Below are 24,206 nucleotides of genomic sequence, written 5' to 3'. Positions count from 1 at the left end.
CTAACTTCTAATTTTCTACTTTTTAGATATAGATTTCCTTTCCTTGTTCTATAAACTCTTCCGATTTGGCAGCCATTCCTTTCTCGGCTTCGGCAACATCACGGATTTCCTGTGATATTTTCATTGAGCAGAATTTAGGTCCGCACATTGAACAGAAGTGAGCCACTTTGGCGCCGTCAGCCGGTAAAGTCTCGTCGTGGAATTCACGGGCAGTATCTGGATCTAGCGCTAAGTTAAATTGGTCTTCCCAACGGAATTCAAAACGCGCTTTACTCAATGCATTGTCGCGGTATTGAGCTCCCGGATGACCTTTGGCCAAATCGGCGGCGTGAGCAGCAATTTTATAAGTGATAACACCATCTTTTACGTCTTTTTTGTTTGGTAAACCAAGGTGTTCTTTTGGTGTTACATAACAAAGCATAGCACAGCCATACCAGCCAATCATTGCGGCACCAATGGCCGAAGTAATATGGTCGTAACCTGGAGCAATATCAGTGGTTAACGGACCTAAAGTGTAAAACGGAGCTTCATCGCAATGCTCCAATTGTTTGTCCATATTTTCTTTGATCATGTGCATTGGAACGCACTTCAATTCCTTCGATAAATGTCTGAACATCGTGTTTCCAAGCGATTTTGGTCAATTCACCAAGAGTTTCCAATTCTGCGAATTGTGCGGCATCATTGGCATCGGCGATAGAACCTGGACGCAAACCGTCTCCTAATGAAAAGGCAACATCGTACTGTTTCATGATTTCGCAAATTTCTTCGAAATGGGTGTATAGAAAGTTTTCTTTATGGTGAAATAAACACCATTTTGCCATAATCGAGCCACCACGGGAAACTATTCCAGTAACGCGGTTGGCCGTTAAGTGGATGTAACGCAATAATACTCCGGCATGAATTGTGAAATAAGACACTCCTTGTTCGGCTTGTTCGATTAAGGTATCACGGAAAATTTCCCAAGTCAAATCTTCGGCGATTCCGTTTACTTTTTCCAAGGCTTGGTAAATAGGCACTGTCCCGATTGGTACCGGAGAGTTGCGGATAATCCATTCTCTGGTTTCGTGGATATTTTTTCCGGTTGACAAGTCCATAATCGTGTCGGCACCCCAACGACAAGCCCAAACGGCTTTTTCAACTTCTTCTTCGATGCTGGAAGTCACCGCGCTATTTCCGATGTTGGCATTTATTTTTACCAAGAAATTGCGCCCAACAATCATTGGTTCACTTTCAGGGTGGTTGATGTTGTTTGGAATAATTGCACGACCTCTGGCTACCTCGCTACGAACAAATTCGGCAGTTATTTTTGATTTTGGAGTATTGGCTCCAAAACTATGACCTGCGTGTTGGCATTGCATAGCTTTGGTTTGTTCATTTAATTGTTCGATACGTTGGTTTTCACGAATGGCGATGTATTCCATTTCGGGAGTGATGATGCCTTTTTTTGCATAGTGTAATTGGGAAACGTTGGCTCCTTTTTTGGCACGCATTGGTTTGTGTAAATACTCAAAACGCAAATGATTTAATTTTTCGTCATTCAAACGTGATTTCCCGTAATCTGAAGTAATCTCGGTCAGTTCTTCTACATCGTTACGGTCCAAAATCCATTGCTCACGGATACGTGGCAATCCTTTACGAACATCGATCTCAATGTTTGGGTCGGTGTAAGGTCCTGAAGTATCGTAAACGGTTACTGACGGGTTTTTTTCGATTCTGCCGTTGGATAATTTGGTGTCGGCCAACGATATTTCGCGCATGGCTACTTTTATCGGGTGGATTTCACCATCGATATATACCTTTTTGGAGTTTGGAAAAGGGGTTCTTGAGATTTGTTCTTCGTTGTTCATAGTTTAGTTGTTTTACCTCACCCCAACCCTCTCCAGAGGAGAGGGAGCAGAGAAAGTGTTAGTTAGATTATTTTGATAGTTGTATCTTGTCTTGAAAATGAAAAGTTCTTGGTTTGCAGAAACCGCGTGAGGGATGGAAGCTAGTTACCGAAGTAACGCGTACAGCCCGACCGCATTGAGGAAAAGGGCTCTGTGACCGGCTTGGTGAGTAAGCCCTTTTTCTCAATGGGGTCACGCCCCAATCATCCGCCTTGTGTGGCTGATATGATTAGGATGTCGTCGGTTTCTTGTATGAGGTGGGAATTCCAATCGGATTTTGGAATTACTGTATTGTTTATGGCTAGGGCAATTCCGTTTTGTTTTTCGGGAATTTCCAAGTCAAGAAGCGCCTGCACAGTGAGACTGTCAAGGGCAAATTGTTTGATTTGATTATTTATTTTGAGTTCCATTCCTTTTGAATTTAGTACATAATTATACTTTAGGAATGGCTACGGGTGTACACAATGGTACATGGAAGTCATCTTACTTTTTCCTACGCTAGTATGAACTAGATCAGGTTCGAGGGTAAAGTCTCAGCCTGCAATTTTGCAGACACCCCTAAAGTGCGAAGCAAATGTAATGAAAAAGTTAGAAATAAGATTTTAGAAGTTAGAAGTTTAACAATTTTGTGCTTAATACTTGTAAACTGAACACTTTACTGTTTTCTTGTCCAACAGTCTTCTACGTGATCGTTGACCATGCCTGTGGCCTGCATGTGGGCGTACACTACGGTGGAACCTACGAATTTGAATCCGCGTTTTTTTAAATCTTTGCTGATGGTATCCGAAAGAGGAGTTGTGGCCTGTACTTCACTTAAACTTTTTCGGTTGTTTATGATGGGTTTTCCATCGACAAAGCCCCAAATGTATTTGGAGAAGCTCCCGAATTCTTCTTGAACTTTAATGAAGGCAATGGCATTGGAGACTGCCGAACGAACTTTTAGTTGATTACGAATAATGCCTGGGTCTTGCAGTAGATCCTGAATTTTGTCCTCGGAATAGTTGGCTATTTTTTTATAGTCGAATGCGTCAAAGGCATTTCTGAAATTCTCTCTTTTGTTAAGTATGGTAATCCAGCTCAATCCTGCCTGAAAAGTTTCCAGTAGAAGAAATTCGAAAAGCTTATGGTCTTCATAAACAGGAACACCCCATTCTTCATCATGGTATTTTTGGTATAATTCGCTGGAATTGCACCAACCGCATCTTATAAGTTCTTTTTGCATTATTTGTTTATTTCCCAGTGATAGCCTTTTACCGAAGGGATGTAGGCAGAACCGTTGTTAAGAATTAATTCAGTGTATATTTTTTTATTGTATTTGATACCAATAGCGCCTCCCGAAACATAGGTTTTGTTTTTTTTGAATGCAAAAATCATGGTGTCATTTTGGAATTCGGCATCCGATACTTTTTCAACAAACCAAGTGGATCCCCAATTAAAAAATAATTTATTTGGCCCCACGCAGGTTACTTTTTTAATGAGATCTACTGCTTCTTTTGGGAATTTGTAGTTTTCTATGAGTTCTTTTTTGGAGTATGTTTTTCCAACTTCGGCAGTTTTAAGCAAGTTTCGCAAAGGGGAATTAATAACTACTTCGGCTTCTTTTTTTGTTATCGAAGGGTGTGAATTTGGTTGGGTTGGTGAGGAGGTGTTATTTTGGGAGCTTTTGAACGCAGCAGGTTTGTGTGAATTTGGGATTTGTCTTTGTATGGCAGCAGCTAAGCCAGAATCGGAATCGGAATTTGAACCAAAATTTTCGTTTTCAGTGGTTGTGGCTGATTCTGTTGTGTACTCAGCGGTTTCTGTTTTATTTATGTTTTGAGTATTGGAGGCAACATGGCTAGGTATGGCACTTGAAGCTTCGGTAGAATCAAGTTCGGTTTTTTCAGGTTCATTTCTACCACAACTAATTAGCAAAGCGAGAAATATAAAAGAAAAAAGTATTGTAAAATTCTTCATGATTGTCGTTTAGATGCTTTTGTTTCTCAAATTTAACTTTTTTTAAAATTTAAAGAAACGAATAGAAGGAAAAGTACAAAAAAAAATCCCAAACAATAATGAATGGGATTTGATTTTTATTGGAATACGTTTTGGCTTTGGCCTAGAATATTTGTTTGACTCCTTTAGCATTGTCAAAAACATAACTTACTAACCAAGCGATTTGTCCTTGTTTTGCAAAGAAAATCTTTTTGTTTTGAATGTTTGGAATAACTTCAAGTGAAGTTTCCAAAAGGTTGAAAGCTGAGATTAAAGATTTTTGTTGGTAGGTATTCAACACTTTTTTGATTTCAGGATTGCTTTCAGAGTTTGTTACAAATCTTTGATAATTGTTTTCAGCGATTGTTCTTATTGATAAGATGTCGTCATACTGTACCTGAGTAAAGTTTTCTTCAGCTTTGGCACCATTTAATAATGTGTAAAAAGCCCAAGCAGCTCCACCAGAAATATAGATATTGGTTTTATCTTGTGATTCAGGTCTGCTAGTGTACATTTTTTTGAAACTTTCTCTGATTGTAGGTAAGTAATCAAACAAGTTTTCATTGAATTCGAAAACTGTTTTTTGCTTACACTTTTTGTTGATGATCTCAGTTAAAGTTACAGTTCCAAAGTCACATGAAATTGGGAAAAATACCGAAGCATCGTTGATGTCTTTGGCGTAACCACCCTTAGTATTCCCTCCTCCTATGTCAATAATTACAGAGTTTAAGTAGTTTTTAGGTGGGATACAACCTCTCAAAAGCAACTTAGCTTCAAGTGAAGAAGAGATAATTTCAATTTTTTTGTTAGTTAACTCTTTAATTTTTGCTATTAAATCAGCTGTGTTATTAGCTAAACCAACACCAGAAGAACCTACAATGAAAATGTTTTTGTCTTCGATTTTGTATTCAGTAAGCATTTTTTTGTAGTTGTTGTAAACTACAGCTCCAGCTTTATCAATATCTTCTTTCAAAAGTAGACCATCAATACCAATTCCTGCAGCGATCCCCACGTTTTCAGTCCAAAATTCCTTTACGTCGTAGGTATTTCTTCTAAGGTTCTCAACTTGAAGAACGGTCATTTTTATACCCTTACTTCCAATTTCTATTCCTCCGTAAAGTTGTGCCTGTGCGGAATAAGTAAGAATGAGGCACACTAATAAATAGTAGATTTTTTGTTTCATATTATTTTAATTTGGGGTTGATGCTTTTTGCAAATCTATATTAAAAATTGATAAATTCCTTTTTTTTTTATTTTTTTTTGGAGAACTTTTTTTAGCCCAAAAGCATTTTCCGAATGTTATCAAATTATTATGATTTTTAACTAATGAGATGTTGCTTGATTCAAAAAAAAATCTATTTTTGTCCAAACTAAAAAAATTTCCCCCAAAAAAATTAACCTATGATAAAAAAATACCTCGACAACTTTAAAAATTTTCCAAAAGAGATTTGGATACTTACATTGGTAACTTTCATTAACAGAGCCGGGACAATGGTGATTCCTTTTCTGTCAAAGTATATGAAAGAGAATTTAGAATTCAGTTACAGTCAAATTGGCTGGGTAATGGTATTCTTTGGAGTTGGTTCTATAATTGGAACCTGGTTAAGCGGTAAACTATCGGATAAAATTGGCTTTTACAAGGTCATGGTGTTTAGTTTATTTGCTAGTGGAATTGTATTTATCCTATTGCAATATGCTACCTCTTTTGAAGCTCTTTGTGTAGGGATTTTAATACTGACTAGTGTTGCAGATATGTTTAGACCTGCAATGTTAATATGCTTAAAAACTTTTACGGCTAAAGAAGACAGAGCTCGTGCTTATTCATTGACACGTGCTGCTATCAATTTAGGATTTATTTTTGGCCCTGTATTAGGTGGTTTAATTATCATGCAAATGGGATATGAATATATATTCTATATTGATGGTGCAACTTGTATATTGGCAATAATTGTGTTTATGTTTTTTGTTAGAGACAAAAAAACACCAGTTAAGTTGGTTGAGCATAATAAGCAAAAAGAGAAAGTTTCAGTGATGAAAGACAGACCATTTATGTTGCATTTGGTGATTTGTTTGATTACTGGTATTCTTTTCTTTCAAATTTTCACCACACTGCCTTTGTATCACAAAGAGAGATTTAACATGACCGAATTTGATAGCGGATTGCTTTTGAGTTTAAATGGTTTGCTTATTTTGCTTTTTGAACTTCCTATTGTGAATTATGTGAGCAGGAATAAAATTAATAATCATAAAGTTATTTCTTTAGGTTTGTTACTTATGGCGTCTAGTTTCTTCCTTTTGTTGCTTCCTTTTGAGGCTATTTTGATTCCTATGATGATCTTTATGACTTGTGGAGTAATGTTGACATTTCCATTTGCTAATTCGTTCGCAATGGATAGATCGCATAAGCAAGAAGGAAAGTATATGGCAGCTTTTACTATGAGTTATAGTTTTGCACACATCTTAAGTGGAAAGTCTGGTATGGAAATCATTGAATATACTCGTAGTTATGAACCTAATTGGTTGTTTATGGGTTGTCTTGGTTTAGTAGGTACATTACTTGTTTTTGTGCTTTCTAAAATGGTTGTAAAAGAAGAATTGAATGATCCAGCAATGGTAACTGTGGAAGTTAATGACAGTAAATAATTGTCTTGATAAAATTATAAAAGTACAATTGAGATAATAAAATTCAAAAAGGCAGTAAGCGAAAGTTTATTGCCTTTTTTTATTATTGCTAGATTTTTGTTCGAGAAAAAAAATACCATAAAAAATCCCATTTCGAATGAAATGGGATTTTTTATATAGAAACGAAATCTAAAATTAGAAATCGTTATTTGAGTAAGATGATTAACCTAAAGAAACTCTTTTGAAACCTGTGATTTCAACATTGAATCCTTTAACATAATCGCCAACCTTTTTAGAGTCATCTTTGATGAAGTTTTGATCTAATAAAGCTTTCTCTTGATCTAAAGTAGTGTTGTCAGAGATGAAACGTTGAATTTTTCCTGGAAGAATTTTGTCCCAAATTTGCTCTGGTTTACCTTCAGCTTTTAATTCAGCTTTAGCATCTTCTTCAGCTTGTTTGATCACTTCTTCAGTTAATTGAGAGAAAGAAATGTATTTAGGAACATTTTTTAAAGTTTTTCCTAAACGTTTTGCTTCTTCATTTTCTTTTTCGATTATAGCAATACGAGCAGCAAGTTCAGAAGCAACGAAAGAAGGGTCAAAATCTTTGTAAGATAATGTATCAGCTCCCATAGAAGCAACTTGCATAGAGATGTCTTTAGTTAAAACGTCACCATTAGCAATTGGTGCAGAAATTGCAGTTAATGCAGCAATTTTGTTAACGTGAACATAAGATCCAATGAAAGCGCCTTCTAAAATTTCAAAGCCACCGATTTCGATTTTTTCACCGATAACACCAGTTTGTTCGATTAATTTCTCAGCAACTGTAATTCCGTTGAAATCTGAAGCTAAGAATTCTTCTTTTGAAGAAAAGTTGATAGCTTTTTCAACTAATTCTTTAGCTAAAGTTACGAAAGCTTCATTTTTACCTACGAAATCTGTCTCACAGTTTAAAGTGATGATAGCTCCTTTAGTTTTGTCAGCATTAATAAAAGAAACTGCAGCTCCTTCAGAAGACTCACGGTCAGAACGGTTAGCAGCAACTTTTTGTCCTTTTTCTCTAAGGTTTTGTATAGCTTTATCGAAATCTCCATCAGCTTCAACTAAAGCTTTTTTACAGTCCATCATTCCGGCACCTGTAGTTTGTCTCAATTTATTTACGTCTGCAGCAGTGATTGTTGCCATAATATATTTGTGTTTTAATGTTAAAAGTAAAAATTCCAATCTTCAAATCCCAAATTCCAATGTTATCAGATGGTTAAAATCTGATTTTGGAACTTGGAATTTAAAATTGGAATTTAAATTTGATTTATTCTTCAGTTGCAGGAGCTTCTTCAGCTTCAACAGCAGGAGCTTCAGCCTCAGCAACAACTTCAGTAGCATCAGCTTCTTTGTCAGAAGTTCTGTTTGCAAGACCTTCAACGATAGAAGTAGTTACTAAAGATAAGATTTTCTCAATAGATTTAGAAGCATCATCATTTGCAGGGATAACATAATCTACCTCACGTGGGTCAGAGTTAGTGTCAACCATTGCGAAAACTGGAATGTTTAATTTTTGAGCTTCTTTTATTGCGATGTGTTCAGCTTTGATATCTACTACGAACAATGCGGCAGGAAGTCTAGACATGTCTGCGATTGATCCTAAGTTTTTCTCTAATTTAGCACGAAGACGATCTACTTGCAAACGCTCTTTTTTAGAAAGTGTGTTGAATGTTCCGTCTTTCTTCATTTTATCGATAGAAGACATTTTTTTAACTGCCTTTCTGATAGTTACGAAGTTAGTCAACATTCCACCAGGCCATCTTTCAGTGATGTAAGGCATGTTTGCAGCTTTTGCTTTATCAGCAACGATGTCTTTAGCTTGTTTCTTGGTAGCAACGAATAATATTTTTCTACCAGATGCAGCGATTTTTTTCAAAGCTTCGTTAGCTTCTTCGATTTTTGCTGCAGTTTTATATAGATTGATAATGTGGATACCATTACGCTCCATATAAATGTAAGGAGCCATGTTTGGATCCCATTTTCTAGTCATGTGTCCGAAATGTACACCTGCTTCTAGTAATTCTTTTACTTCTACTTTGTTTGACATTTTTTGTACTAGTTTACGTTCTGTTGAATTAGCAATGTATGAATGGCGATAAATCGGCTAAATACATTTAGATGCTAAACTAATTTCCCGACGCATCGGGACAACAACAACATTGTTTTAAAATTTTTAATGCATTCTCTGATGTCTTGTATAAATGATACAAGACAGGTAATATTAACGTTTAGAGAATTGGAATCTCTTACGAGCTTTTTTCTGACCGAATTTCTTACGTTCAACCATTCTTTGGTCTCTAGTTAATAAACCTTCTGGTTTCAAGATAGCTCTGTTTTCAGCATTTACATCACACATTACACGTGCCAATGCCATTCTTACAGCTTCTGCTTGTCCATTTGAACCACCTCCATAAACGTTCACTTTTACGTCAAAGTTTGATGCATTTTCTGTCATAGACATTGGTTGCAAAACTTTGTATTGTAAAGTTGCAGTTGGGAAATAAGTTGCGAATGGCTTTTTGTTTACAGTGATTACTCCTGTTCCTTCAGAAACATAAACACGTGCAACAGCGGTTTTTCTTCTACCGATTTTGTGAATAACTCCCATTACTTAAGATCGTTTAGGTTAACAGTTCTAGGTTTTTGAGCTCCTTGTTTGTGCTCAGGACCCACAACAACATTTAAATTTCTAAAAAGTTCAGCTCCCAATTTGTTTTTTGGCAACATCCCTTTTACAGCTTTCTCTACTAGTAATGCAGGGTTTTTTGCTTGCAATACTTTAGCAGTTAAACTTCTTTGTCCTCCAGGGTAACCAGTGTGACGGATGTATGTTTTTTCATCCAATTTGTTACCTGTAAGGTTGATTTTTTCTGAGTTGATAACGATTACGTTATCTCCACAGTCTACGTGTGGTGTGTAACTTGGCTTGTATTTACCTCTTAAAATCATAGCGACTTTTGAAGCAAGACGACCTAAGTTATGACCATCAGCGTCTACAACAATCCATTCTTTTTGAGAATTGGCTTTTGTTGTCGAAATTGTCTTGTAGCTTAATGCGTTCACAATAATATATTTTAATTAAACATTCCATCCCCAATAAAGGGGTTGCAAAAGTACAATTAATTATTTTAAATACAAATAGCTTATTTGAATATTTTTTTATTGGATTCCTGCTGATTATCAAATATATATTTGATTGTGGATTCTTGTAGTTAAATAATTTACCTGAATATTTTTTTGATGTTGCATTTTTTTTGTAATTTTCGCTTTTATACATTCAAATGCTTGTTAAATTTTAAATATTTAGTAAAATATTAGCAAGTTTTGCTTATTTCTTTGTTATTTTGTTCTTTCTAAGAACTTATTATATACTACTAAATACCATTCTCACAATGAAAGCAAAAGCGACATTAAAACAAATTGCAAAAGAACTTGATGTTTCGGTATCGACTGTTTCTAAGGCGCTTAATGATAGTCCTGAGATTAGTGAACAAACCAAGAATAGAATTAAAGAGTACGCTAAATTAAAAAATTACAAACCGAATGTAATTGGTTTGAATCTTAAAAACCGAAAAACAAAAACCATCGGAGTTATTATACCTAATATATTGAATTCCTTTTTTGCAAAAGTTTTCAGTGGTATTGAAAAAGTGGCTGATGAAAAAGGCTATAACGTAATCATGTGTATTTCTAATGAGTCTTTGGAAAAAGAAGCACATACTATTGAAATGTTGAGTAACGGAACGATTGATGGTTTTGTTTTGTCAATTTCCGAAGAGGCTCAAAAGCAACAAGAATACAGTCATTTGAAAGAAATTATCAGTGAGGGAACGCCAATTGTAATGTTTGATCGAACTACTGATGAAGTGGAATGTGATAAAGTTATTGTTGATGATTTTGATTCAGGTCACGGAGCTACACAACATTTAATTGATTTAGGATGTAGAAATATTGCCTTAGTTTCATCTGCCGATAATTTGAGTGTGGGTAAATTAAGAGCCGAAGGTTATTTGAAAGCTTTGAAAGACAATAATATTGCCATAAACGAGAATCTTATTATAAGAACTGATTCTGAAATGGATATTGCTGAAAGATTAAATGATTTATATTCGAATAATCTTGTTGATGGTGTTTTTGCTGTGGATGAAAATGATTCGGTTTTGGCTTTAAGAATTGGAGTTAAAAAAGGATACAAAATTCCAAAAGATTTAAAGCTTATTGGTTTTGCAGATGGTATCCTTGCTTCCAGAAGACTGTCTCCGAGTTTGACTACGGTGAGTCAGCACGGAATTGAAATAGGTGAAGTTGCTGTTAAATTATTGATTGATAGATTAGAATCAAAGGAAGAACACAAACCCTATGAAACTGTTGTTATCAAAACACAATTGAAAGAAAGAGAATCTACTAAGTAATAATATATAGGAGAGGAAAAGGCAATCGATAAATTCTGATTGCCTTTTTTTATGTTTAAAAGTGAATGGTTTTCTAAAGACTATTTTTTGTTCTTTTTCCCATTTCCATTCCCGTTTCCATTGTTTGACTTTATATCAAGAGCTTTTTCAACGTGTTTTACGTCGCCATGATTAACAGGTTTGGCTACTTTGTATTTTTCTTTGTGCATTGAATTGTCTTTCCAAGGATTGTCTCCTTCAAAATCAAAATCATTATAGCTTCCAACCAATCGTATGCTGGTTGGTAAATTTATGGTTGTTGTCCACTTACCTCCGCTGAAATAAGTATATCTTTTGACAACAGGGTCAAAATATACATTGGCTTCCGGATAATATCGGTATTTTTTCTTCACTCCATGTGCTTTTGCATGCGCAGGTGGGTTTTGAGCATTGACAGCATAGGTGCCTGCTCCAATAAAAAATACAAAAAATAGAATAATGGTTTTAATAATTTTTTTCATAATTAGATTTTTTGGTTGATACAAAAGTTTAAGAATTAAAGTACTAAAGTTAATAAATTAGTTTTTGATTTTTTATAATAAAAACTCGTGTTCAGTTTTTAAATGTTTGTATCTCACATGGTGAAGTATATTGCATAAACAATAAAAGCATAAAGAATTTAGAATGCGTAGTGTTTATTATTTTCTATATTTGAAAATGATACTGTGAAGAACATAACAACAGAAACAGAAATTTAAATATGAAAAATATAATTTTAAGTGCTTATATCCTTTTATCGATAGTTAGTTTTACTGGTTTTGCACAAGAAGCAGTTCCAAAAGTAAAATTAACAAACCTTGAAAAAACACCAAATTCACAATGGCAAGGAAAACGGGTGGCATTTCTAGGAGATTCGATGACAGACAAACGCCGTGTCGGTACTACATGTGTTTATTGGGAGTATTTAAACGAATTGCTGGGGATAGAGCCTTCTGTGTTTGGTGTCAGCGGAAATCAATGGAATGACATTTACAAACAATCCGTGAAGTTACATGATGAAAAAGGGGCAAATATTGATGCGATACTCATTTTTGCAGGTACAAATGATTATAACCATGATATTCCGTTGGGTGAATTTTTCAGTGAAACAACAAAACAAACGAATTCTAACGGAAAAGAAGTAACTCGCAAATACCGAACCCCAAACCTTAATGATTCAACCTTTTGTGGAAGAATTAACAAAGCTATGTCGTATCTAAAGAACAATTACCCACAACAACAAATTGTTATTATGACACCTATTCACCGGGGTTATGCAAAATTTAACGAAAAGAATGTGCAGCCAGACGAAAATTACGCTAACGGGCAAGGATTGTATATTGATTCCTATGTAGATGTTTTGAAACAAGCGGCTTCTTATTGGGCGGTTCCCTTAATTGATCTTTATTCAACAAGTGGTCTGTTTCCATTGGCTGATTCACAGGCGCAATACTTTCATGACAAAGAAACAGATAGATTGCATCCCAATGCCCAAGGTGATTACCGACTCGCTAAAACCATTCAATACAAATTACTGACATTGCCTTCTGGTTTTGTTACTGAATAGGCAAATAAAAGCCAAGAAAAAAGGAATTTGGAGCGAATGATGTGGCACTTTTAGCCAACATCCATCCCGCCATCATTCCTAAACTTGTGAGTCTCGTAGAAAACGAGGCTCACAAGGTTTATCCCTTCTGTCGGGGCTAAAAAGCAATGATTAGGAATTTTTGGAATATGCTTTTTTTTGTAAACTATTGCTTTAATACGAAGTGTTTTTGGTTAAAATCAATGTGCTTCCAGCCAATCTTTTCCGGCTCCAATTTCAACATCCAATGGAACATCCATTTTAAAAGCATTTTCCATTTCGTGTTTAATCATAGGTTGGATTTTTTCGAGTTCCGAATTGTGGACATCGAACACAAGCTCATCATGTACCTGCAATAACATTTTGCTTTTCCAATTTTCGGAGGTCAGTTTTTTGTGGATGTTGATCATTGCAATCTTGATGATATCGGCGGCACTTCCCTGAATTGGCGCATTCACGGCGTTTCTTTCTGCAGCGCCACGAACAACAGCGTTTGCCGAATTGATATCTTTCAAATAGCGGCGACGACCTGATATGGTTTGTACATAGCCATGTTTTCGTGCGAAATCAACTTGGTTGGACATATATGATTTCAGTTTCGGGTAAGTTGCATAATAGGCATCGATTAATTCAGCACTTTCTTTTCGTGAAAGCGAGGTTTGGTTGCTCAATCCAAAGGCTGAAACACCATATATAATTCCAAAGTTCACCGTTTTAGCGTTGCTACGCTGTTCTTTTGTAACTTCTTCCAATGGAACATGAAAAACTTTTGCGGCTGTACTTCGGTGAATGTCTTCTTTGTTTTGGAAGGCTTTAATCATGTTTTCTTCTCCTGATAAAGCGGCAATAATACGTAATTCTATCTGCGAATAATCGGCAGAAACCAATGTGTAATTTTCATCTCTGGCAATAAAAGCTTTTCGAATCAATCGGCCTCTTTCAGTACGGATCGGGATGTTTTGCAAGTTTGGGTTGTTGGAGCTTAAACGTCCTGTTGCTGCAACTGTTTGCATGTAATCGGTGTGGACACGGCCTGTTTTGGAGTCAACTTGTGTAGGCAATGCATCAATATAAGTGCTTTGCAATTTCACCATTTGACGCCATTCAAGAATGTCGCGGACAATTTCGTTGTCATTGGCTAAATACGATAAAACCTCCTCGCCTGTGGCATATTGACCGGTTTTGGTTTTCTTTTGTTTGGCTCCGCCGATTTTCAATTTTTCGAATAAAATATCTCCGAGTTGTTTTGGCGAAGCCAAATTGAATTTCTCTCCGGCAGTTTCGTAGATTTTTTGTTCCAAAGCATTGCTTTCGGCAGCCATTTCAACTGACATTGCTTGTAGAAATTGAACGTTAAGATTGATCCCTTCCAATTCCATTGCGGCCAAAACAGGAATTAACGGAATTTCGATTTCGTCAAATAGTTTTTTAGTTTCGGCTTTGTCGAGAATCGGGCTAAAATTTTGCTTCAATTGATAGGTAATATCAGCATCTTCAGCGGCGTATTCTTTTATATCTTCAAGGGCTACTTCACGCATCGATTTTTGGCCTTTCCCTTTTTTACCAATTAAATCTTCAATTGATTTAGGTGAATATTTCAAATAGGTTTCTGACAAAACATCCATATTATGACGCATATCAGGATTGATCAAATAGTGAGCAATCATCGTATCGAAAAGCTTTCCTTTGATTTGGACACCATAATTTGAAAGAATTTTTAAATCGTATTTTATGTTTTGACCAATTTTTTCGATGTTTTCATTTTCGAAGAAAGGTTTGAATTTGTCAACCAAAGTTTGAGCTTCTTCTTGGTTTTCAGGAAATGGAACGTAAAATGCTTTTCCTTTTTCGTACGAAAAAGACATTCCAACAAGTTCGGCGTTAAGGGCGTCAATTCCTGTAGTTTCGGTGTCAAAACATACGGAAGTCTGATTCATTAAATTCTGTAAAAGTAATTTCACAGCGAAATCGCCTTGAATACTTTGGTAAAAATGTTCGGTATTTTCCAAAGACCCCATCCCAACCTTCCCTGAAGGGGAAGGAGCCGATTCGGATTGATCATAAAATCCAAATAAATCGAATTGGTCTTCATTGGTTTTTTTGGCTGAAGCTTTTTTAGGAGTTTCGTCTCCCTCTCCTTTGGAGAGGGTTGGGGTGAGGATTCCGTTTGTGTCGATTTCGTCGTATTCTTTTCCTGTACCGAAAAATTTGTCAAACTGCGTTTTCATTTGACGGAATTCCAATTCCTGGAATAATTCGTCTGTTTTTTCAACATCTGGTTTGGACAATTCGTAATCGCCTGCATGAAATTGAACCGGACAGTCAAGTAAAATCGCGGCCAATTTTTTGGACAAAATACCTTTGTCGGCATTAGCTTCGATTTTTTCTTTGATGGCGCCTTTCAGTTTGTCAGTATTGGCCAAAAGGTTTTCCATCGAGCCGAACTCTTTGAGTAATTTTTTGGCTGTTTTTTCTCCAACACCTGGTAATCCCGGGATGTTATCGGCGGCATCACCCATCATTCCCAAATAGTCGATTACCTGCTCAGGACGCTCAATTTCGAATTTTTCCAAAACTTCCGGAATTCCCCATATTTCGATGTCATTCCCCATTCGGGCGGGTTTGTACATGAAAATGTTTTCGGAAACCAATTGCGCAAAATCTTTATCGGGAGTTACCATAAAGACTTTGAAATCTTCTTTTTCGGCTTGTTTTGCCAAAGTTCCAATCAAGTCGTCAGCTTCATAGCCTGGAACTTCGATAATGGGAATGTGCATTGCTTTCAGTAATTCCTGAATATAAGGAACGGCAATTTTTATAGCTTCGGGAGTTTCGTCGCGGTTTGCTTTGTATTCCTGATACATTTCATAGCGGTAGGTACTTCCGCCTTTATCGAATGCTACGGCCAAATGATCTGGTTTCTCTCTTTTGATTACATCCATCAGGGCATTCATAAACCCCATGATTGCGGAGGTATCCATTCCTTTGGAATTGATTCTTGGGTTTTTTATAAATGCAAAATAACCACGAAAGATAAGCGCGTAGGCGTCGAGTAGAAAAAGTCGTTTTTGAGCAGACATATTGAAAAAATTAGTCTGTAAAAATAGACAATTGCGTTTTAAAAACGAATTTGTTGTTGAAAATTATAGTTGTGATGTTTGTTTAGACCTGTCAGGTTTTAAAAACCTGACAGGTCTGGATTCTACATCAAATTTAAAACCTTCGATTGGCTTACGCTCTTCCCAAATTTCTTCCAGTTCACTTTCGTTAACTGAAGCTATTGCAACAGAACCGCCAACATCGTTATATGTTCCATTTAAATATTTGTTTATAACCTGAACTCGATTAATAATTTAGGCTGAAAATATTGTAGAAAAAGGTAAAATTTAGTATATTTAAATCTCTGACAATTAAATATTTAACTAAACTCTACCTTATGATTTGTTTCGATAAAATTACAGATATTTTTTCTATTGTTGATGAATTTTGTAAAGATTTTGAGAAAACCACACAGCCTTTTCTGCTAGGAAAACCTTCCAAACGTCCTTCGATTATGTCAAAATCAGAAGTAATTACAATTTATTTACTTTTTCATTTGAGTGGTTTTCGTTGTTTCAAGCATTATTACATTTTTTATGTCCAAAAGCATATGCAAAATGAATTTCCTAATACAGTTTCTTATAATCGCTTTTTAGAACTGATGCAAAGTGTTCTTTTGCCAATGACAATTTTTGCCAAAACCTGTTGTTTAGGCAATTGTACAGGTATTTCATTTGTAGACTCAACACTAATAAGAGTTTGTAAAAACAAACGAATCAGTAGAAATAAAGTTTTTAAAGATATTGCCACTACCGGAAAATCTACAATGGGTTGGTTTCATGGGTTTAAGCTCCATATTATCATTAATGACAAAGGAGAATTGTTAAGCTTTGCTGTAACTCAAGCCAACGTAGATGATAGAGAGCCACTGAAAAATGAGGGCTTTTTGAATGCTATTTTCGGAAAACTATTTGGTGATAAAGGATATATAAGCGAAAAACTCTCCCAATTATTATTTGTTGATGGAGTTCAATTAATTACAAGCATTCGCAATAATATGAAAAATAGTTTGATGGAAATGAGTGATAAAATCTTACTCCGTAAACGCTCAATAATAGAAACAGTTAACGATGAACTTAAAAATATTTGCCAAGTTGAACATTCTAGACATCGTTCATTTACCAACTTTTTGTCAAATCTTATAGCCGGAATAATTGCTTATAATTTTCTGCCTAAAAAACCTTCTTTGAAATACGAAACGGTTAAAACTAACCAATTAGCAGTATTTTATTAATCGAGTTCAGGTTACAACGGAATAATCAACCAACGCAAAATCAATTCCTGAAATTTGTTGGATAAAAAAAGCTACCCTTTCGGACAGCTTCCCTCGTTTTATTTGCAGAACAAAAACTATTATCTACCCCATTTTCCTCCACCAACAAAAAATCCAACATGTATCCCTAAATATGCATTTTTTGCGGTTCCAACCTTCATCCCATTTGTGTTTTCAATATCTGATTTTGGAAGAAAATTATATTCTAAACCCATTCTGAACCCAGCCCATTCAAAACCACCACGGATTAATCCTCCAAATACTCCTGATGCAGAAGGATTGAAACTCTCATTATTATCAAAATCGCTAACTTTTACATTGGACAAAGTATAATAACCAACACCTCCTCCAACATACGGAGCAAAAGTACTTCTAGATTTATGAAAATAATAATCATATGTTCCAATATATGAACCAATTCCTGCAAGTTTTGCATTAAACTCAGTGTCATTTGTTGTTGTCAGATCACGAACTACTCCAGCAACACCTAATCTCAATCCTACATTCATATTATCAGCAATATTATACTTTGGCTCGAGAGATATCAACATTCCACCACCTCCGTTTGCTGGCACATAACCAAAATCCAGTCCTGCTCTGAATTTTCCTTTTTCCTGTGAATATCCATTGGCAAAAACCAAGCTCACAAATACAAATAAAATAATTTTTTTCATTCTTTTAAAAATTTTATATATTAATAAGAAACAAAGATTAATTTTTAATCAAAACTAACGCGTAGTACTATTTATGTTTTTTTGTAAAATTAATTCTACAGACAGCTAAACGAAATAACTAGTTTTTGACTAAATACCAAAGCTTTAACTAAGTTATAATGCCTACTAAAAAATAATACCATCAATCATTTTTCCTAAGATGTTGCTTGGAAGTGTCTTTAAATTAAGATATTGTGTATTTAATTTTTTTATAACCTAAAGCTTCCTTGATAATATCTATTGATATATTGTTAAATTTAAGAACGGTTACAAATGAATGTCTTGCACAGTAGTAGATAATCTTTTTTTAATCCCTAAATCAGTAATAATTCTTTTAAGAGGTTCATTTGCATGAATTATGAGATTTATTAAATTTTAAGATTCTGAAATTTAAAAGTTTTGATTTGAGATTTAATATAATTTATAAAACAAGAATAAATTGAAAATATTTTTCTTTAAATAATTGGGTTTGTTTTTTTTAAGGTTTATCTAATGCAACAAGAATAACAAATTAGTTTCCAAAGGAACTATACGTCCTTTTCTTGAAGGTTCCTTAAAAGATAAGTTCTCTAAAACGAATCAGAATAGAAATCTAGGTATTGCCCAATATCGGAAGTGAAAAATTGAAAAGCTCTATATAATAAAAGAAGAGGCTGTCTTTTTAGACAGTCTCGTTATTGAAACTGCATTACTTGCTTCTGTATTATTCGTTTGCATAAATATATCCAACCGTAGTTTTTTCTTTATTTACCTTTAATTAGCGGTAAAAAACAACTCATGCGCTTACCCTGCTCATGTCCCCGGCGGACGTCTTTTTGGCTGTTTTTTCTCCAACACCTGGTAATCCAGGGATGTTATCGGCGGCATCACCCATCATTCCTAAATAGTCGATTACCTGCTCTGGGTGTTCAATTTCGAATTTTTCCAATACTTCCGGTATTCCCCAAATCTCGATGTCATTACCCATTCGGGCAGGTTTGTACATGAAAATATTTTCGGAAACCAATTGTGCAAAATCTTTATCGGGAGTTACCATAAAGACTTTGAAATCTTCTTTTTCGGCCTGTTTTGCCAAAGTTCCAATCAAGTCGTCAGCTTCATAGCCTGGAACTTCGATAATGGGAATGTGCATTGCTTTCAGTAATTCCTGAATATAAGGAACGGCAATTTTTATAGCTTCGGGAGTTTCGTCGCGGTTTGCTTTGTATTCCTGATACATTTCATAGCGGTAGGTACTTCCGCCTTTATCGAATGCTACGGCCAAATGATCTGGTTTCTCTCTTTTGATTACATCCATCAGGGCATTCATAAACCCCATGATTGCGGAGGTATCCATTCATTTGGAATTGATTCTTGGGTTTTTTATAAATGCGAAATAACCACGAAATATTAATGCATAAGCATCGAGAAGGAAAAGTCGTTTTTAAGCAGACATATTAAAAAAATTAGTCTGTAAAAATAGACAATTGCCTTTTAAAAACGAATTTGTTGTTGAAAACTATAGTTGGGAATGATGAAGTTTCTTTAAGCTTTTTGCGCAATATTGGCTTTCCCCTCTTTTTAAGAGGGGTGGCTGAAAGCCGGGGTGTTTTTACTGTGCTATTTGCCACCCCGCCCTACGGACACCCCTCCAAAAGAGGGGAATGACAAACTTTGTGGGAAATCTATTGTCGAAATGGTTGGGTCTAAAAAAGCAGAATGTTCTTCTTTAGCCCCGAGTGAAGCGGCATCCTTTTCCTTTTTTCTTTAAAGAGGAAAAGATATAGCGAAAAGCGGGAGTAAACTTGTGAAAAATGGCTAATGTTCTGCTCCAAAAAATAATCAAATATACCCCAGTCAGTTAAGGGAAAGTTAAACTTTGGTATGGGGTTAAAACTTCATTTTTTCTTCATTTTGCGGTTATACATTTGATCTATAAATAATAATTATTAATTAAAAATTCTAGAAATCATGAAATCGCAGATTCACGAAAACAAAAAAAATAGACTGCTACACTTGAGTAAAAATTTATTGATGTTATTAGTTGCAGTTTTGGGTACAAGTGCAATGGTTCAAGCTTTTCCTATAAAAGCTAAAGCAACTTCGACAAAAGAAGTTACTATGAAAAAACACCACAAACACAACAAAGCGAAAAAAGAACAAAAAGCTGCGACAGCCGCAAAACCAGCAATGAATGCAACACCCGCACCCTCTAGTCCTAAAACTAAATGATAATTGATGCTTTTGATTTGTTTGATTAAATGAAAGGAGGTCAGAAAAGATTAATTGTTTTTAAGAGTCAGTAGAGAAATTTACTGACTTTTTTAGTATTTTAGATATGTCAAATTTTAAGAATATAAATTTAGTCAGTTATGAAAATTCTTATTGTTGAAGATAATCCCGAATTGGCCCAGGAGGTGAGAGAATACCTTTCTGGAAGTGGTTATATATGTAAAATTTCGAAGAATTGCGAGGAGGCGTTGGAAGAAATCAATAGCAACGATTATGATATCATGCTTTTGGATTTGGGTTTGCCTGACGGAAGTGGTTTTGATGTTTTGAAAAGCATTCGTAAAACCGGAGCTAAAGTGGCGGTCATCATCATTACAGCTCAAGGCGAATTAGAAGACCGGATAAATGGATTACAGCTTGGGGCCGATGATTATTTGACAAAACCATTCGCTTTGACTGAATTGGGTGCCCGTTTGTTTGCCATTATCCGCAGAATGCACGGATACACTGTGAATCAATTGGATATTCATGGGTTTAGTTTACAGTTGCAGGATTATAAAGTGAGTTATGATAAAGTACCAATTAATCTAACTAAAAAAGAGTTTGATATTTTTCAGTATTTGGTTTTAAACAAAAATAGGGTAATTACACGTTTGCAATTGACCGAGCATATTTGGGGTGATATACTTGAAGTGAATTCCGATTCTAATTTTATAGATGTACATGTTCGAAACCTCAGAAAAAAACTGGACAAACATTCGCCGATTGATTGGTTTGAAACGGTAAGGAATGTGGGGTATAGGATTAATGTTTAGACAAAAATCAAAGTCAAAAATCAAACAGGAAAAGGCAAAGGGCAATAAATTAATTGAAGTGATATTTTTTGTAAAAACAACAAACAACAAACAACAAACCGTAAACTGTTTAAAATATGAAAATTAAGCATCAGTTGGCTATTTTTAATGCGTTGTCGCGTTTGTTGCTGATATTGGTTTTATGGCTGGTACTTCCTGTTTTGGTCGAAAAAGTGGTTTATAATCATATCAATAAAAGTTTGTTGGAGAAAAAGCAAAAGTTTATTGAACATTTAGACAAGGAAGAAATCAATGATTTTATTGTTCGAAATGATACATCGGAGACTTATGCTAGTTTTTCTACTTTGCACAGCGAGTTTCTTCAGCTTTCTAGGGTTCCTTCAAGCAGTAAAATAAATCAAACTTTGTTTATTACAGAGCCTAGAATAATAGAAGAAGAACAGAATGATTATAGAATTCTTCAGTATTATTTTAAGTATGAGAATACAAACTACCTTTTGGAAATAGGGAATAGTTTGGGTGAGATAAATGACCTGACTTTTGTAATTCGTCTTTTTTTCATCATTGTTTTCATCATCATTGTTGTGATTACTTTTTTGGCCGATACTTTTTATATTGAATATTTGTTGAAGCCTTTTTATAAAATCATCGATACTAAAATTCGTCATGTTAATGAACCCGAAGCTTTTGACCACACTCCGATAGTAACGCATTCAACGGATTTTCAGGAATTGGATACGGTTCTCAATCAGATGATGGACAGAATTAGTGAATTGTTTAAAAAAGAAAAACAATTCATAGCCAACGTTTCGCACGAACTATTGACTCCAATTGCTTTATTGAAAAACAAATTTGAGAATTTACTTCAAAATGAGTCTTTGGATGATGAAGCGGTCGATAAAATTGTTGCTTCGCTAAGTACTCTGGATTTGCTGAAAAAGGTAATCGCCAATTTATTGTTGATTTCAAAGATTGAAAACAATCAATATGAAGCAAATGAAACGATTGATTTTGATGAAATAATTACTGATTTGGTAACCGATTTGCAAGACAGAATTGAAGACAGGGAATTGACTTTTTATAAAAAAATAGAACATCATTTTAGTTTTAGAGGAAATAAAACGCTGATGCATATCCTATTTTACAATTTAATTGTCAATGCGATTAAATACAATAAACCTTCTGGAACAATAGAAGTTAGCGATGGTTTTTTGGATGGAAGTTATTTTTTGTCTGTTTCAGATTCCGGTATTGGCCTGAATGAAAAGCAACAACAGAATGTTTTTAAGCGATTCACCAGAGTGAGTTCGGAACAGGAGGGGATGGGTTTAGGGCTTGCCATTGCTGAGAGTATTGCTCAGTTTCATCATATTCGCATTGAAATAAAATCGGAAATAAATGTTGGGACTACTTTTGTTTTGTTGTTTTCAAATGAGCAAAAACACAATTAAATGTTAATTTTTTTATGAAGGTCAAAACTTCATTTAATCTTCATTTTCGAAGAATAACTTTGACCTATAAATTTAACGTATTAACTATTTAAAATTTTAAAATCATGAAAAAAGTATTGATGTTATTAGCAGTAGTTTTAGGAACAACTGTTATGGTAAGTGCTCAAACTACACCAGCTCAAACAGCTCCAGCTAAAGAAGTTAAAGCGACTAAAAAAGAAGCTAAAAAAGAAACAAAAAAAGCTCATAAAGCTGAAGCTAGCAAGCCTGCAGCAGCTCCTGCAGCTACTCCTGCAGCAGCACCAGCAGCAAAAAAATAATATAATCTTCTAGAAGATTTCATGAAATATTCTAGAAGATGTTAAAATTTGGTTTTAATAGATGAAAAGGGGAGAGAAAGAAATTTTTCTCCCTTTTTTGGTTAAATTTATGATAAGATGAGTATTTGGCATTTTCAATAGTTGTTACTTTGTATATAAATTTATAAAATAATGATTTTACGTTTATTCTTTATAGGTGCTATCCTTTTTATCATAGAACTTTATGCTTTTCAGGCCATTAAAACATTGATTAAAGTAAAATGGGCACTGATTTCTTATCAGCTAATTAGCCTTTTTCTCTTTGTATTTATCCTATACTCTTTTACGCAATTTGACCGTTCGGTTGGGCAAACTAAGCAGACTATGTTTACCATGGGATTGTTGTTGGTTGTATATCTTCCTAAGATTGTTGCAATGATAGTTCTTTTGGGAGAAGATGTGTTTCGATTGGCCGAAGGAGTGATTAATTATTTTATAGGTAATAAAAGCAATGTCAATTTTTTGCCTTCAAGACGAAAATTTGTTAGCCAAATTGGTTTAGGCTTAGCTTCAATTCCTTTTTTGTCTTTGATTTATGGAATATTTGAAGGAAAATATAATTTTAAAGTAATAAAACAAGCCATTTATTTTCCGGATCTTCCCGCTGCTTTTAATGGTTTTACAATAACTCAAATCTCAGACGTTCACAGTGGAAGTTTTGATAATCCTGAAAAAATTAATTATGCTATTGATTTGGTAAATGAGCAAAATTCGGATATGATTTTGTTTACAGGTGATATTGTGAATACGCATGCCAAAGAAATGCACCCATGGCTTGAGACTTTCAACAGAATTAAGCCTCATAAATACGGTAAATTTTCGGTTCTTGGGAATCATGATTATGGTGAATATGTTACTTGGCCTTCACAACATGCAAAGGATAAAAATTTTCAGGACATCAAAAATTTGTATGGACAGATTGGTTTTCAGTTAATGCTGAATGAGCATACTTTTATAGAAAAAGATGGTGATAAAATTGCTTTGGTAGGAGTTGAGAATTGGGGACGAAATTTCAAACAAGCCGGTGATTTAAAGAAAGCTTCTCAAAATTTGACTAAAGAAGATTTCAAAATTTTAATGAGCCATGATCCAAGTCATTGGAATGAAGTAGTTCAGCATGATGCAAAGCATTTTCAGTTAACATTGTCCGGACATACACACGGAATGCAGTTTGGAATAGAAATACCAGGGGTTTTTAAATGGAGTTTAGCTCAATATGTTTACAAACAATGGGCTGGATTATACGAAAACATAGGCCGATATGTTTATGTAAATCGAGGATTTGGATTTCATGCGTATCCTGGTAGAGTAGGAATTATGCCGGAAATAACAGTAATTCAACTAATAAAGGGTGAAAAATTAGCATAATTGGTTTAAAATGCTAAATTTGCAATACATTACCTCTTTTCGAAAGTAATTAGAAATTAAATATTTTGGTTTTATGTCAAAATTTGGAGAACTTATAAATACTCAAGTTCCTGTGTTGATAGACTTTTACACAGATTGGAACGAGTCTTCGGTGTCAATGCATCCAGTTATAAAAGATGTAGCGGCAGCTCTTGGTGACAAAGTAAAAGTAATCAAGATAGACGTAGACAAAAATCAAGAATTGGCCGATGCTTTACGTATTAAAGGCTTGCCTACCTTGATGATTTATAAAGAAGGGATGATGATTTGGAGACAATCCGGTGAACTGGATGCTAATACTTTAATCGGAATCGTCCAAGAACAATTATAAATCTTAAG

General features: G+C 34.9%; 22 protein-coding genes, 2 pseudogenes and 1 riboswitch. Of the genes and pseudogenes, 11 read left to right on the top strand and 13 right to left on the bottom strand.

Going from position 1 to position 24,206, the window contains the following annotated elements; all coding sequences use genetic code 11:
• Positions 1–22: 22 nt before the first annotated feature.
• The 5 genes and pseudogenes from thiC to OZP12_RS20350 form a co-directional block, all read right to left on the bottom strand.
• Positions 23–1,847, bottom strand: a pseudogene (thiC, locus tag OZP12_RS20370) (phosphomethylpyrimidine synthase ThiC).
• A 242-nt stretch (positions 1,848–2,089) separates the two neighbouring features.
• Positions 2,090–2,296 carry a sulfur carrier protein ThiS gene (thiS, locus tag OZP12_RS20365; RefSeq protein WP_194644001.1) on the bottom strand — a complete coding sequence of 69 codons (207 nt, stop codon included), beginning with the start codon at positions 2,294–2,296 and terminating at the stop codon, positions 2,090–2,092.
• Positions 2,297–2,359: 63 nt separating this feature from the next.
• A riboswitch (TPP riboswitch) is annotated at positions 2,360–2,456 on the bottom strand.
• 85 nt (positions 2,457–2,541) lie between these two features.
• On the bottom strand, positions 2,542–3,108 hold the full coding sequence (locus OZP12_RS20360) for a DNA-3-methyladenine glycosylase I (protein ID WP_281226933.1): 567 nt from the start codon (positions 3,106–3,108) through the stop codon (positions 2,542–2,544).
• Complete coding sequence (locus tag OZP12_RS20355; protein WP_281226931.1) at positions 3,108–3,842, bottom strand: hypothetical protein; 735 nt, start codon at positions 3,840–3,842, stop codon at positions 3,108–3,110. The genes OZP12_RS20360 and OZP12_RS20355 overlap by 1 nt, the downstream gene beginning before the upstream one ends.
• A 142-nt stretch (positions 3,843–3,984) precedes the next feature.
• The gene (locus OZP12_RS20350; RefSeq protein WP_281226930.1) at positions 3,985–5,043 is read right to left on the bottom strand and encodes a Ppx/GppA phosphatase family protein; all 1,059 of its coding nucleotides are present in this window, start codon (positions 5,041–5,043) and stop codon (positions 3,985–3,987) included.
• A gap of 218 nt (positions 5,044–5,261) precedes the next feature.
• Between OZP12_RS20350 and OZP12_RS20345 the strand changes: the two genes are divergently transcribed.
• Positions 5,262–6,503, top strand: coding sequence for an MFS transporter (locus tag OZP12_RS20345; RefSeq protein WP_281226928.1), 1,242 nt, complete (start codon positions 5,262–5,264; stop codon positions 6,501–6,503).
• Between the two features lie 201 nt (positions 6,504–6,704).
• On the opposite strand, the gene tsf is transcribed toward OZP12_RS20345, so the two are convergent.
• The 4 genes from tsf to rplM all read right to left on the bottom strand — a co-directional run bounded on the left by tsf (position 6,705) and on the right by rplM (position 9,587).
• Complete coding sequence (gene tsf, locus OZP12_RS20340; RefSeq protein WP_281226927.1) at positions 6,705–7,667, bottom strand: translation elongation factor Ts; 963 nt, start codon at positions 7,665–7,667, stop codon at positions 6,705–6,707.
• A 124-nt stretch (positions 7,668–7,791) separates the two neighbouring features.
• Positions 7,792–8,571, bottom strand: coding sequence for a 30S ribosomal protein S2 (rpsB, locus tag OZP12_RS20335; RefSeq protein WP_281226926.1), 780 nt, complete (start codon positions 8,569–8,571; stop codon positions 7,792–7,794).
• Positions 8,572–8,745: 174 nt separating this feature from the next.
• The gene (gene rpsI, locus OZP12_RS20330; RefSeq protein WP_281226925.1) at positions 8,746–9,132 is read right to left on the bottom strand and encodes a 30S ribosomal protein S9; all 387 of its coding nucleotides are present in this window, start codon (positions 9,130–9,132) and stop codon (positions 8,746–8,748) included.
• On the bottom strand, positions 9,132–9,587 hold the full coding sequence (gene rplM, locus OZP12_RS20325; protein WP_281226924.1) for a 50S ribosomal protein L13: 456 nt from the start codon (positions 9,585–9,587) through the stop codon (positions 9,132–9,134). Before rplM ends, rpsI begins: the two co-directional genes overlap by 1 nt.
• Positions 9,588–9,916: 329 nt before the next feature.
• Between rplM and OZP12_RS20320 the strand changes: the two genes are divergently transcribed.
• Positions 9,917–10,936, top strand: coding sequence for a LacI family DNA-binding transcriptional regulator (locus tag OZP12_RS20320; protein ID WP_281226923.1), 1,020 nt, complete (start codon positions 9,917–9,919; stop codon positions 10,934–10,936).
• 80 nt (positions 10,937–11,016) lie between these two features.
• Here OZP12_RS20320 and OZP12_RS20315 read toward each other — a convergent pair whose 3' ends face one another.
• On the bottom strand, positions 11,017–11,436 hold the full coding sequence (locus OZP12_RS20315; protein ID WP_281226922.1) for a hypothetical protein: 420 nt from the start codon (positions 11,434–11,436) through the stop codon (positions 11,017–11,019).
• Positions 11,437–11,675: 239 nt separating this feature from the next.
• Here OZP12_RS20315 and OZP12_RS20310 point away from each other — a divergent pair, with 239 nt between their 5' ends.
• A complete protein-coding gene (locus OZP12_RS20310; protein WP_281226921.1) occupies positions 11,676–12,521 on the top strand; it encodes an SGNH/GDSL hydrolase family protein in 846 nt (281 codons plus the stop codon).
• Between the two features lie 218 nt (positions 12,522–12,739).
• On the opposite strand, the gene polA is transcribed toward OZP12_RS20310, so the two are convergent.
• A complete protein-coding gene (gene polA, locus OZP12_RS20305; RefSeq protein ID WP_281226920.1) occupies positions 12,740–15,619 on the bottom strand; it encodes a DNA polymerase I in 2,880 nt (959 codons plus the stop codon).
• 31 nt (positions 15,620–15,650) lie between these two features.
• Here polA and OZP12_RS20300 point away from each other — a divergent pair, with 31 nt between their 5' ends.
• Both OZP12_RS20300 and OZP12_RS20295 read left to right on the top strand, forming a co-directional pair.
• Positions 15,651–15,878 (top strand): hypothetical protein, encoded by a 228-nt coding sequence (locus OZP12_RS20300; RefSeq protein ID WP_281226919.1) that lies wholly within the window; start codon positions 15,651–15,653, stop codon positions 15,876–15,878.
• A 97-nt stretch (positions 15,879–15,975) separates the two neighbouring features.
• Positions 15,976–16,872 (top strand): IS982 family transposase, encoded by an 897-nt coding sequence (locus OZP12_RS20295; protein ID WP_281226918.1) that lies wholly within the window; start codon positions 15,976–15,978, stop codon positions 16,870–16,872.
• Between the two features lie 119 nt (positions 16,873–16,991).
• Here the strand turns inward: OZP12_RS20295 and OZP12_RS20290 are convergent, their stop codons facing one another.
• Positions 16,992–17,585, bottom strand: a complete 594-nt coding sequence (locus OZP12_RS20290; protein WP_281226917.1) for a hypothetical protein — start codon at positions 17,583–17,585, stop codon at positions 16,992–16,994.
• A gap of 850 nt (positions 17,586–18,435) precedes the next feature.
• Positions 18,436–19,014, bottom strand: a pseudogene (locus OZP12_RS20285) (5'-3' exonuclease); the annotation flags it as partial.
• A 560-nt stretch (positions 19,015–19,574) separates the two neighbouring features.
• Here OZP12_RS20285 and OZP12_RS20280 point away from each other — a divergent pair.
• The 6 genes from OZP12_RS20280 (at position 19,575) to OZP12_RS20255 (ending at position 24,198) form a co-directional block, all read left to right on the top strand.
• Positions 19,575–19,835: a hypothetical protein gene (locus OZP12_RS20280; RefSeq protein WP_281226916.1), complete on the top strand. Its 261-nt coding sequence runs from the start codon at positions 19,575–19,577 to the stop codon at positions 19,833–19,835.
• A 140-nt stretch (positions 19,836–19,975) separates the two neighbouring features.
• Positions 19,976–20,650, top strand: coding sequence for a response regulator transcription factor (locus tag OZP12_RS20275; protein WP_281226915.1), 675 nt, complete (start codon positions 19,976–19,978; stop codon positions 20,648–20,650).
• Between the two features lie 116 nt (positions 20,651–20,766).
• Complete coding sequence (locus OZP12_RS20270) at positions 20,767–22,101, top strand: sensor histidine kinase (protein ID WP_281226914.1); 1,335 nt, start codon at positions 20,767–20,769, stop codon at positions 22,099–22,101.
• 104 nt (positions 22,102–22,205) lie between these two features.
• On the top strand, positions 22,206–22,421 hold the full coding sequence (locus tag OZP12_RS20265) for a hypothetical protein (RefSeq protein WP_281226913.1): 216 nt from the start codon (positions 22,206–22,208) through the stop codon (positions 22,419–22,421).
• Positions 22,422–22,592: 171 nt separating this feature from the next.
• On the top strand, positions 22,593–23,828 hold the full coding sequence (locus tag OZP12_RS20260) for a metallophosphoesterase (RefSeq protein WP_281226912.1): 1,236 nt from the start codon (positions 22,593–22,595) through the stop codon (positions 23,826–23,828).
• Positions 23,829–23,901: 73 nt separating this feature from the next.
• The gene (locus OZP12_RS20255; RefSeq protein ID WP_077371545.1) at positions 23,902–24,198 is read left to right on the top strand and encodes a thioredoxin family protein; all 297 of its coding nucleotides are present in this window, start codon (positions 23,902–23,904) and stop codon (positions 24,196–24,198) included.
• Positions 24,199–24,206: the final 8 nt, after the last annotated feature.

The organism is Flavobacterium aquiphilum (assembly GCF_027111335.1).
GTDB classification, from domain to species: domain Bacteria; phylum Bacteroidota; class Bacteroidia; order Flavobacteriales; family Flavobacteriaceae; genus Flavobacterium; species Flavobacterium aquiphilum.
Note: the sequence above shows the minus strand (reverse complement) of the source record. Positions and strands in the feature narration are given on the sequence as shown.

Excerpts from the sequence above, each read along its gene's own strand:
- thiS (WP_194644001.1), bottom strand. The coding sequence starts at position 2,296 with ATGGAACTCAAAATAAATAATCAAATCAAACAATTTGCCCTTGACAGT.
- OZP12_RS20360 (WP_281226933.1), bottom strand. The coding sequence starts at position 3,108 with ATGCAAAAAGAACTTATAAGATGCGGTTGGTGCAATTCCAGCGAATTA.
- OZP12_RS20355 (WP_281226931.1), bottom strand. The coding sequence starts at position 3,842 with ATGAAGAATTTTACAATACTTTTTTCTTTTATATTTCTCGCTTTGCTA.
- OZP12_RS20350 (WP_281226930.1), bottom strand. The coding sequence starts at position 5,043 with ATGAAACAAAAAATCTACTATTTATTAGTGTGCCTCATTCTTACTTAT.
- OZP12_RS20345 (WP_281226928.1), top strand. The coding sequence starts at position 5,262 with ATGATAAAAAAATACCTCGACAACTTTAAAAATTTTCCAAAAGAGATT.
- tsf (WP_281226927.1), bottom strand. The coding sequence starts at position 7,667 with ATGGCAACAATCACTGCTGCAGACGTAAATAAATTGAGACAAACTACA.
- rpsB (WP_281226926.1), bottom strand. The coding sequence starts at position 8,571 with ATGTCAAACAAAGTAGAAGTAAAAGAATTACTAGAAGCAGGTGTACAT.
- rpsI (WP_281226925.1), bottom strand. The coding sequence starts at position 9,132 with ATGGGAGTTATTCACAAAATCGGTAGAAGAAAAACCGCTGTTGCACGT.
- OZP12_RS20320 (WP_281226923.1), top strand. The coding sequence starts at position 9,917 with ATGAAAGCAAAAGCGACATTAAAACAAATTGCAAAAGAACTTGATGTT.
- OZP12_RS20315 (WP_281226922.1), bottom strand. The coding sequence starts at position 11,436 with ATGAAAAAAATTATTAAAACCATTATTCTATTTTTTGTATTTTTTATT.
- OZP12_RS20310 (WP_281226921.1), top strand. The coding sequence starts at position 11,676 with ATGAAAAATATAATTTTAAGTGCTTATATCCTTTTATCGATAGTTAGT.
- polA (WP_281226920.1), bottom strand. The coding sequence starts at position 15,619 with ATGTCTGCTCAAAAACGACTTTTTCTACTCGACGCCTACGCGCTTATC.
- OZP12_RS20295 (WP_281226918.1), top strand. The coding sequence starts at position 15,976 with ATGATTTGTTTCGATAAAATTACAGATATTTTTTCTATTGTTGATGAA.
- OZP12_RS20290 (WP_281226917.1), bottom strand. The coding sequence starts at position 17,585 with ATGAAAAAAATTATTTTATTTGTATTTGTGAGCTTGGTTTTTGCCAAT.
- OZP12_RS20280 (WP_281226916.1), top strand. The coding sequence starts at position 19,575 with ATGAAATCGCAGATTCACGAAAACAAAAAAAATAGACTGCTACACTTG.
- OZP12_RS20275 (WP_281226915.1), top strand. The coding sequence starts at position 19,976 with ATGAAAATTCTTATTGTTGAAGATAATCCCGAATTGGCCCAGGAGGTG.
- OZP12_RS20270 (WP_281226914.1), top strand. The coding sequence starts at position 20,767 with ATGAAAATTAAGCATCAGTTGGCTATTTTTAATGCGTTGTCGCGTTTG.
- OZP12_RS20265 (WP_281226913.1), top strand. The coding sequence starts at position 22,206 with ATGAAAAAAGTATTGATGTTATTAGCAGTAGTTTTAGGAACAACTGTT.
- OZP12_RS20260 (WP_281226912.1), top strand. The coding sequence starts at position 22,593 with ATGATTTTACGTTTATTCTTTATAGGTGCTATCCTTTTTATCATAGAA.
- OZP12_RS20255 (WP_077371545.1), top strand. The coding sequence starts at position 23,902 with ATGTCAAAATTTGGAGAACTTATAAATACTCAAGTTCCTGTGTTGATA.